11 protein-coding genes and 1 tRNA gene are annotated in these 9575 nt (G+C 40.0%); 6 read left to right on the plus strand and 6 right to left on the minus strand.

Translation table 11 applies throughout. From position 1 onward, the window contains the following. Positions 1-167: 167 nt before the first annotated feature. Both AC37HE_RS13650 and AC37HE_RS13655 read right to left on the minus strand, forming a co-directional pair. Positions 168-240, minus strand: a tRNA-Gln gene (locus tag AC37HE_RS13650). A 144-nt stretch (positions 241-384) separates the two neighbouring features. Then, complete coding sequence (locus tag AC37HE_RS13655; protein ID WP_500783405.1) at positions 385-915, minus strand: HEAT-like fold family protein; 531 nt, start codon at positions 913-915, stop codon at positions 385-387. Positions 916-970: 55 nt separating this feature from the next. Between AC37HE_RS13655 and AC37HE_RS13660 the strand changes: the two genes are divergently transcribed. Further along, positions 971-1393 carry a (deoxy)nucleoside triphosphate pyrophosphohydrolase gene (locus AC37HE_RS13660; protein ID WP_500783406.1) on the plus strand — a complete coding sequence of 141 codons (423 nt, stop codon included), beginning with the start codon at positions 971-973 and terminating at the stop codon, positions 1391-1393. On the opposite strand, the gene AC37HE_RS13665 is transcribed toward AC37HE_RS13660, so the two are convergent. Beyond that, complete coding sequence (locus AC37HE_RS13665) at positions 1352-1861, minus strand: hypothetical protein (RefSeq protein ID WP_500783407.1); 510 nt, start codon at positions 1859-1861, stop codon at positions 1352-1354. The genes AC37HE_RS13660 and AC37HE_RS13665 overlap by 42 nt on opposite strands. A gap of 191 nt (positions 1862-2052) precedes the next feature. On the opposite strand from AC37HE_RS13665, the gene AC37HE_RS13670 reads away from it, so the two are divergent. Continuing rightward, entirely contained in the window at positions 2053-2571 is a 519-nt protein-coding gene (locus AC37HE_RS13670; protein WP_500783408.1) for a NanQ anomerase/TabA/YiaL family protein, read from the plus strand. Positions 2572-2702: 131 nt separating this feature from the next. On the opposite strand, the gene AC37HE_RS13675 is transcribed toward AC37HE_RS13670, so the two are convergent. Genes AC37HE_RS13675 through AC37HE_RS13685 form a run of 3 tightly spaced genes read right to left on the minus strand, consistent with a single transcriptional unit; the run spans position 2703 to position 5208 of the window. Continuing rightward, entirely contained in the window at positions 2703-3272 is a 570-nt protein-coding gene (locus tag AC37HE_RS13675; protein ID WP_500783409.1) for an SRPBCC family protein, read from the minus strand. Between the two features lie 34 nt (positions 3273-3306). Continuing rightward, positions 3307-4350 (minus strand): glycosyltransferase family protein, encoded by a 1044-nt coding sequence (locus AC37HE_RS13680; RefSeq protein WP_500783410.1) that lies wholly within the window; start codon positions 4348-4350, stop codon positions 3307-3309. 24 nt (positions 4351-4374) lie between these two features. After that, entirely contained in the window at positions 4375-5208 is an 834-nt protein-coding gene (locus tag AC37HE_RS13685) for a UDP-2,3-diacylglucosamine diphosphatase (RefSeq protein ID WP_500783411.1), read from the minus strand. 253 nt (positions 5209-5461) lie between these two features. Between AC37HE_RS13685 and AC37HE_RS13690 the strand changes: the two genes are divergently transcribed. The 4 genes from AC37HE_RS13690 to AC37HE_RS13705 all read left to right on the plus strand — a co-directional run. Continuing rightward, positions 5462-6040 (plus strand): peptidylprolyl isomerase, encoded by a 579-nt coding sequence (locus tag AC37HE_RS13690; RefSeq protein ID WP_500783412.1) that lies wholly within the window; start codon positions 5462-5464, stop codon positions 6038-6040. Between the two features lie 135 nt (positions 6041-6175). Beyond that, complete coding sequence (locus AC37HE_RS13695; protein ID WP_500783413.1) at positions 6176-6775, plus strand: hypothetical protein; 600 nt, start codon at positions 6176-6178, stop codon at positions 6773-6775. Between the two features lie 197 nt (positions 6776-6972). Continuing rightward, positions 6973-7485, plus strand: coding sequence for a thiol peroxidase (tpx, locus tag AC37HE_RS13700; protein WP_500783414.1), 513 nt, complete (start codon positions 6973-6975; stop codon positions 7483-7485). Positions 7486-8508: 1023 nt separating this feature from the next. Then, on the plus strand, positions 8509-9575 hold a 1067-nt coding region (locus AC37HE_RS13705; RefSeq protein WP_500783415.1), incomplete at its 3' end, for a DUF8693 domain-containing protein.

A 9575-nucleotide genomic window follows, 5' to 3' on the forward strand; every position in this document is an offset into this window, starting at 1 on the left:
CTTCTGAACCAAAATCAGACGTGTTGCCAATTACACCACGGGTCAATCATTCTTGGTCTTTTCTGTAAAGACGCGGCAAAAATATATCTTTTTTTTTATTCTGCAAATTTGAAGAAAATAATCAGGGCAAAAACGAAAAAAGCAGCCCGATTGAGCTGCTTTATCTGTTGACCCGCCAAGGCTCGAACTTGGACTCTTCTGAACCAAAATCAGACGTGTTGCCAATTACACCACGGGTCAATCATTCTTGGTCTTTTTTCTAAAGACAGCGGCAAAAGTATTGGTTTTTTCCGATACTGCAAATCATTTTTTGAAAAAAAACATGCAAAAAAAGAGCGGGTTTTTCTTGTCGTTGAAAATGAATCGTTTATTCAGAGCCGTTGTTTATGACTTGGAGATCTCCCGTCTTAGCATTTTAAGAATTCTTTGGCCTCTTGATCGAATTCCGGGAGAAGAATGTAGCTCCATTTCTTGCTCAATTGTCTGACTAATCTCTGGCTTTAGTTCTGTTTCCATCTGGGAAATCTCGTAAAGGATTTGCATGGCATGTACGCGGATGGCTATCGCATAGCTGGGATTGGTGAATATTTTCAAGCTACGCTCCAATAGTTTGCCGGCTACCTGTCGCTCTATGGGGTGGAGACTGATAATTTTTAGAAAATGACGAAGCTTGCTTTGGTTTTCGGTATCGAATACAGCGTTTAGGATCTGATCGAGATGCGAGGCAATTAGGTTCGGTTGTTGTTCGTTAAGTTTGTCGATTAACCAGGCTGCTCGCCAGTTCGTTGGTTCCGAATCATCCAAAGCTACAGTCAATAATCTGTGAAAAGCGTTGGGATGGCTGGCGAAATAGTTAAAAATGAAATCGGTGTTTTCCCAATTTTTAATTCCTTGTTGAATTTCATCTGTCGTCATGCTGCCTGTTTAGCTTGAAAAGCTAAATTTAGACAAATTAAGAAAGTGTTAGTCTATGTTAGATGTTTGTTGTGCATTAATTTATCGGGAAGGTTGTTTGTTGGCTGTACAGCGTCATGCTGATACCGATCACCCAAACCAGTGGGAGTTCCCGGGTGGAAAGGTAGAGCCAGGGGAATCGGCTGTTGCCTGTATAAAACGAGAGATTCAGGAAGAGCTGGGCGTTACTGTTTGGGTTGAGGCTTTTCTTTATCCCGTGACACACGACTACGGTAACAAGCAAATTAAACTTTATCCTTTTGTTTGCAGTATTCAGAATGCTAATATTGATCTATATGAACATCAACAATTGGTATGGCTTAGGCACAAAGATCTGGATGCGCTTGACTGGCAAGAAGCTGATCGAGAACTGATAAACCTAAATCACCTGTGTGATTTACAAAGGTTTTGGGAGAATGATGAAAATAGAAGAGAATAATAATGCCCATCCCAAAATTGAAAGCGTCATGTAGGTTACAATGTATTTCTCCCGTGAATAGTATTTCTTTAGTAGGAAAGCACCAATGGGAATACTCAACAAACTGGGTGTCATAATGATGATTCCCCAGAATCCGTATTTTCTTCTCAACTTGGCTATCAGCCTTGTTTTCTTGTTGATTTTACTGCGTTTTTCTTGTTCCGGATTTGCAAAAGTATGGTGCAAATCAACCCGGGTTACTTGCTTTATCGCTTTATGGATTTGCCGGTGATGCATGTAGTAGAGATGGATAAAATATCCACTTACGTAATAGAAAAAATAAAAACCGGTAATCCCTCCAACGGTTACTATGATTAGGGTGTGCAAAAAATCGATGCCAATCAACATGGCATATGGGAACATGATAAAATATTTGACTGTGGCCAGTAAAAAAACGTGAAGTAACTTGAAAATAGCTGCAATACTCATACCCTTCATTCCTCCTTTCTATGCATCAACTCAAAGTTTGCAAAAAAGTTCGATAAGTTGTTAGCTTTTAGATGAACTTTTAGAATAGTTAACGATTCTTCACAGAAGATGTTCTGTTTGGGGACCTTTATATTGGTAATTTCAGCAAACATTTATGTATTTTTGAGTCTCACTTAAAAAAACGCCAAAAAATGAGTACAACACAAGAATGGTTTGCCGGTAAAGCTTGGGCTGATGGATTGTCCCTCACTTTGGATGCTTCGGTAGATGTAGAAGAGTTTTATAAACAATATCATGCAAAACCTGAGCTTTGGAAGGCCGTGTTTGGTTTTATGAAGAAGGATCTTCCAACTTTGGAAGTTGGTAAATACCCGATTATCGAGGGTGAAGTAACAGCTATTGTTTCTGAATATGCCAGCAAGGAACCTGAGAATGCCAAATGGGAAGCTCATCGCAAGTTCATCGATTTACAATACGTAATTTCAGGTGAAGAACAAATGGGAGTCATGCCTTTGGCAGATGCCAAAAACGCAGGGGAGTATAATGCTGAGAAGGATGTGATTTTCTATGGTGAAAATGATGGTCCTTTGTATGTTGCTAACCCCGAAAATTATCTTTTGTTTTTCACGACCGATCTGCATCGTCCCGGAGTAAAAAAGGGAGATTCTGTTCCGGTAAAAAAACTAGTGATTAAAATCGCGACAGCCTAGAACGATAAGACATTTAATTGTTTTGGGATTTATAATGACGAAGCACTTTTCGCTGAATAAGATCAGGGAAAAGTGCTTTTTTATTGAGTATGATATTTTCGACCTTATTAAGTATTTTTCTACTTCGGGTATTAATGTATGATTTGTTCTGCGGCAAAATCACGCGGGTGAGTTCCCGCATTCTCTTCGCTTATTGCTTTTAGTTTACGGAGCCCGAGTTTTAGGTCGGGACTAATCAGATTGTAGATAAACGGACCTCGCCAACGTGCCAGCAATCCACTTCCCAGTTCCACTTTGAAATCCCAGCTCACCTTGGTTCTCCCCGCTTCATTTTCGAAACGAAAGCAACTAGAGGCAATATTATCTTTTGAAAAACTCATTTTTGCGCTAATTGAATCACACCAGGCATCTCCGGTTATGAGCAACCGACGTTTTTGAGGATTAAAGCCGCCTGTATTCCAGCTATACCCGATGTCCTTTTGGGTTTTGTCCTGAATGAATTCGAGTGAGATCAAATGGTCGTCGGGAAGTAGATCAGACCAGCTATTCCAGCGTCTCAGGTCGGCTACGTGCTTGTAGACGTCTTTTGTTGGAGCCGTTATTTCTATACTCCTTTTTACGTGAACGCTTTTCGGCAGAAGGTAACCAATACCAACGAAAAGGATGGCAAGACAAGACGTGATAACTATCATTTTACGCATTGACGTTATTTTTTTTAGTGGAAAAATGCCAAATTTATTGGCCTGGTTCAGTTGAGGCTGTCATTAATTGAGAAATGCTTTCAATGGGGCTCTCAACGACATTTCTAAGAATTTGTGCTGTTTCGTCCGGATAGTTAATTTGCATAGGTTCGTCGTTATCCAGCCATAAAGCGAGTTGCTCAGGCGACTCGTGCCAGTTCGTCAAAACCCGGATTCCCAAATGCTTTAAAAATTCGGCATTGCAGGCTTGTTCGTACTGATTCTTCATTGGGATTACGCAAAGCTTTTTCCCCATATAGATTGCTTCAGCCGGAGTTTCGAAGCCTGCAGTACACAATATGCCGGTGCAGTTTACAAATGATTCCGTAAAATTTTCTAAAGAAACCGGTCGGAACCAGATAGAATCTTTGCGGTAATCCGACTGGCAATGTTTCGAAAACACCTGCCATTCGTAATGAGGAAACATTTTCAAAACGAATTCAATTTCTTCGTTGCTGTATGCCGGCAGGTAAACCGTGTAATGTCCGAATTTTTGAGGTTTTGCCTGACGAATTGAGGAACGGATTACCGGGGTGAAATTATTGTTGTCAAGTTGTTTAAAATGAAAACCGTAACGTACTGTTGAAGGAGCATAATGCTTCAGTATAAATAAGCCGGTAAGGTCGTTTTGCTTTGGTTTTGGGGCTTGCGGATGGAGAACGGCATTCTGGTGGCTAAGACCAATGCAGACTTTCTTGCGTAATTTACATGCCCATGCAGTTACCGGTTCGAAATCGCAAATAACCAGGTCGTAATCACGAACCGGTAAATTAAAGATGTCGTGGATTAAACGGAAGGGGCGAGAACGACGGATTGTTTGCCAGATGCTGACACCGCCGTGTTTCCCAAAAATAAAGCTTAAGCCATATAATTTGTATTTTACAGGGAAAGGTAACTTAATGTCTCCCTGTATACCACTAACCAGAATGTCGGTTGTGCCAAGTTCATTCAAAAGTGGAACGATTTCGGTCGCACGTGCCAGATGGCCATTGCCTGTTCCTTGTATGGCATATAATATTTTCAATTTTGAATCTGTCATTGATTTTCCCTTACTGATTAGCTGTTACAAGCAATTTGCCATTGCCAGTTCCCGAAAAAGTGACTGATAAACTTGTTTGCTATCCGGAATTTCAGGATCGTCAACTGCATTTTCCTCTTCGCTGTCTTCGAAATAAAATAGCTCCCATCTTCCTTTGTTGTATTCGGCTGCAGTGAAGTGTTCAACCCAGTCGCCGCAATTGAGGTAGCGGATTGTTTTGCCTGTCAGATTTATTTCTTTGTCTTTCGGAATATGGGTATGTCCGCAAATAACTGTTTCGTAATTGTTGGTTGCAGCAGTTGCAGCTATGGCTTTCTCGAAAGCTGTCGGGTGTTCGCAGGATGTGCTTTTCCTTTTTAGCTTTTTGTAAATAATGAATTCCTTAACCCCCAAAGGTTTTAGTACGGTGTTCAACCCGTTGTTTATCACCGTAAGCAATCCGTAAGCTGCAGCACCAAATTTGGCTAGCCATTTGGCTTTGTGAATAATATGGTCGTAAAGGTCGCCGTGGAAGATCCAGGTCTTTTCCCCGTCTAAATCAAGTATCAATTGGTTGACAATCTTTAATTTCCCGATTTCAGTCTGGTTGAAACGGCGTAGGAATTCGTCGTGATTACCAGTGATGTAGAAGATTTTTACACCTTTCTCCATCATCTTGATAAGTTGACGAACCACTTTCAACTGCGGTTTTGGGAAGTAGTTTCGGCTAAATCGCCACGAATCAATAATGTCGCCATTGAGTACAAGAGTCTGCGGATTTATTGACTTCAGATAATGCAAAATGTTTTTTGCCTTACATGCCCGGGTAGCCAAATGCAAATCTGATATTACGGCTATTTCAAGTTTCCTGGACTTCATAATCCTCTTTCATTTTATGATGCTAATATCTGGCTTCAGGATTAAGTATTGATTAAGGGAGAATAAAATGGTGGTGAATTTTTACCCTTGAAAATTAAATACTTATAACTTTTTAGCTTTGGGGCTTTCAATGATTAGTAGGCTACGATACCTCTCATGCGGGCGATGTCTGTAGGTTATCATTGCAGGATCACTATCCGAAATCAGTTAAAACTGTTAAGTTTGTCTATAATAATTCATATCCTGCTAAATTATGACGAAGTATTTAGGATTGACGATTTTGTTACTGGGGCTGTTTGCTTGTGGAAAACGTTCACTTCCCAAAGTCGAGATTGAAAGTTCCATGGGCAATATTATTGTTGAGGTTGATACTGTTCATGCTCCACTTACCGGTAGAAACTTTCTGAAACTTGTTGATGAAGGGGTATACCTGAATGCCAGTTTTTATCGGGTTGTTCGTATGGACAATCAGCCACAAAACCCGGTGAAGATTGAAGTCATTCAAGGAGGATTGCGCGACGATGCGCAAATTGCACGATATTCAACTATTCCGCATGAAACTACTGCTAAAACAGGTTTGAAGCATTTGGATGGGACAATTTCGATGGCACGAAATGAGCCTGGAAGTGCATCAACGGAGTTTTTTGTTTGTATTGGTGATCAACCCTCGCTTGATTTTGGAGGAAAACGAAATCCGGATGGTCAGGGATTTGCCGCTTTTGGTCGGGTCATTGATGGTATGGATGTTGCCAGAGAGATACAACAGCAAGAAGATGATGACCAGTATTTAGAAGAACCTGTCATTATTTACAATTTGAAGCGAGTTCAATAAAAAATAGGTGTTGATGGATTCTTTCCTAGGATTACTCAGCTATTTGAACAATAAAATAGTGGTTTAGATCGTATTCTTTTTAATTCGTGCCTGGGGGAATAAAATCTGGATGCTGGAACTATATTCAAAATCTTTATGAAAAAATTAACTGCTTTAATGCGGAGAATGGCAATTCGAGTTGGCGTGTTGGGGGCGATATTGATGATTAGTATTCCGGGAACTGCAGCTCCGTCAGGAAACGTTAATCGTAGTGAAAGCACGGTTTCCGAACCATTGCCTACTGCCAAGCCCTATCGGCCACGTTATAATATGTGGAATGCCTATGCTGGTGCTTTGTATTTGTCAGGGGGCTTTTCGCAGGAATTTAAATACAACAGTGTACTAGGTGGTAAAATGATTCTCGATTATATGGTTTCCAATAAAGTTTCCGTTGGCCTTCAATCTGGTTTGTACGTGCAAAGTAAAGCGGATGGAAGAGCTAAAAGTCCCTATCTGGGGGCACGGGTAAGTTATCATTTTATGGAGGCCGGTTGGCGACCGCGACAAAACCACTGGAATGTTTATGTTGGTGTTAGTGCCGAAATTGAAGCAGGAGGTGGCTCCAAGGATTGGCACGAGAAGAGTTTTGTTGGAGATTTGCACTTGGGAGCGCGATACCGACTTAGCGAGCGCTGGTTTATTTGGGGCGAAGCAGCGATCAATAATGTTTCGCTGGGCTTAACTTATGCTTTATAAAATCTTTGGTCGGTCTCGTATTATTTCGTTAAAAAAAATCGCTAAAAATTTTAGCCGGCAGCAAACAAGCGTCGGCTTGTATTGTTTTATAGCATGACTTTCCCGTTCTGTAAACAGACGTTTAGATTAGTAGGGAAGTAATTTAATAGTTAACCGTCAGGCTTGGAGCCTGTAATATTTTAATAAAATCAACTACGATGAAAGAAACAACCGGAAAAATTACATTTAAAGGTGGTGCGTTAACCTTGTTGGGTGAAGAAGCAAAAGTTGGTCAGAAAGCTCCTGACTTTACTGTTGTTGGTGCTGATTTAAGTCCTGTAAAATTGAGTGACTATGATGGAAAAGTACGTGTTTTAGCGCTGTATCCATCAATTGATACCGGAGTATGTCAGGCGCAAAACAGACGTTTTAATGCTGAAGCTTCTAATTTAGGTGATGCTGTAATTTTGTCAATCTCTTGCGATTTACCATTTGCACAAAGTCGTTTTTGTGCCGCTGAAGGTTTGGATAAAGTAATTACGCTTTCTGATCATAAAGATGTTGACTTTGGCGTTAAATATGGCTTTCTGATTAAAGAATTGCGCCTGTTAACCCGCGGAACGATCATTATCGACAAAGAGGGAGTAATTCAATATGTTGAGATTTGTCCAGAGGTAACTGAAGAACCAAATTACGAAGCAGCTTTGAAAGTTGTTAAAGAGTTACTCTAATTAGGTAATCGGATCATGTAAGATATGAAGCAGGTTCCATTCTGGAGCTTGCTTTTTTTATATGCTCTATCCGGCAATGTATCATTTCGCGTGGCTTTTCTTTCATGTTTCGGAGACAATAAGCCTATTTTGGTTTATCGGCGATACCTTTCGATTCTAAGTATTTATAATCTGTTTGAATGAAAGGCTGTATTCTTTTCTGTAATTCCTTCGGCACAAATCTTCCTCCTTAATTCTGTCTTTCATAATTAGACTTTCCTCGTATATTGTAAAAAGCTTTTAAGTTCTTTTTATTGGTATTTTTGAATTCAAAGTCTGCTTTCTTCTTGAAATTTCGCAAATTAGCCTCATTGTACTTCTTTTTCAAAGCAATTTTTCGTAATATTACCGTGCGATTTAGACTTAGTATAATAAGTTTTTGATTTTTTATTGTTTTAAATAATTCTTAGGGGTTTTATTTAATATTTTTTAGTTAACCATGTAGTGGCGTAAGTTGCTCATTGTTAGCGTTTTTTTATGTTTTCTTTTGCGCAATAATTATCAAACATGTATTTTTGGGTATCAAATAGGGGTTACCAATTATCAAAAAATGTAATTAATAGGTGAAAGAGAAAACATCAGAACCTCTGTTTAACCAGAGTGGAAGAGAAAAAAATAGAGGTCTGAAAGCGCTATTGTGGAATGAAATCGGTTGATTCTTTTTATCCGGTTTTTATAAAGGTAAATCATAATTGGTGGAATAAAAGTTTAGGAATGCTATGGAAAAAATTTACTTCAATTCTGTGATGTCTCGTCGAACCTTTTGGTTGAAATACTCTTTCGGAAAGCTGGGTTCCAGCTTATTTCCCGATGATTCTTTGCTATTTCAGTAATTCAAAGAATAGCCCACTGTTTGGCGTTCACTTGTTTGTAGTGTTCCTGCCGAAATGTCAGTAAGTAATTCCCTAAGAATTAAAAAAAACAGATTGTAAGTCACCTGAATTGGGGGCTTAGTTGATCATTGTGTGCAATAATTGATGTGAAATGGCAAAAAGAAGCAAAATATATAAGAGTTGGTTTGAATTCGGAAGAGCGATGATGATTGTTCTTTTAGCGGGATTCTTGCTTCTTGGCGGAGGTTTAAATTACGCCTTTGCTTTACCTGCCAATATTAGTGCGCAACCGGTTAGTCAGGATTGGAGTTTGAGCTCAACCTGGGCTACCAATTCGGTGCCGACTCTTGTTGATGATGTTACCATTCCTTCCGGCGCAACTATTACCATTAGCGGCTCAGCTGAATGCCAAAGTTTAACCATTGAGGCTGGCGGTACCCTTATTTTATCTCCCGGAGCTAGTTTAACAGTCAACGGAAGCTTTATCAATAACGGAACGTTAAACGACCAGGGAACTATTTCAATAACTGCTAATGGGAGTGTAATAAGCGGAACTTCAATTACCAGCATTAATCAATTGGTTATTAATGCTGGTACGGATATATTCTCGGTTGTAACGATTGGACCAAATGTTAGCGTTGGAAGTCTGGATATGCAAAACGGTCTGCTAAAGCTTGCCTCTGATTTGGTTGTTACAGGTTCCTATTCAGCCAATGGCGGTAAAATCTTTTTGAATGATTTCAACTTAACGCTCCCTTCAGCTTCTTCTAGTTTGATTGAGTTGGTTGATTCGAATGGTGATAATTCAAATATTGGTTTTAGTGGGCTTACAGCCGGAGCTGGTAGTTCTGTGACTATAGCCATGCACGAAACTCAACATCCAAATGACGGGAATACCACAAATTATATGAATCGGTACTGGGATATTAGTACTAGCGGGGTATCTCAATATAGTGTTGCTGTCATGTATCCATCTACCGTTTTTGCCCCTGATAATTCAATTGCTTCGTCCCTGGTAGCTGCAAACTGGAAGGGAACCACATGGGAAAGCATAGCAACGGTAGGTAGCTCAAGTATGTATGTTGGGGGAATTACCAGTTCTTCTTTATCGCTTGCGGGGATTTACATGAATGGTCCCACCGCGGTTCTTTCGGGAGGAGGAACAATTTGCGGCGGAAATTCAATTGATTTGACGCTGACACTGACAGGTACAGGTCC

This window comes from Mangrovibacterium sp., from assembly GCF_059905295.1.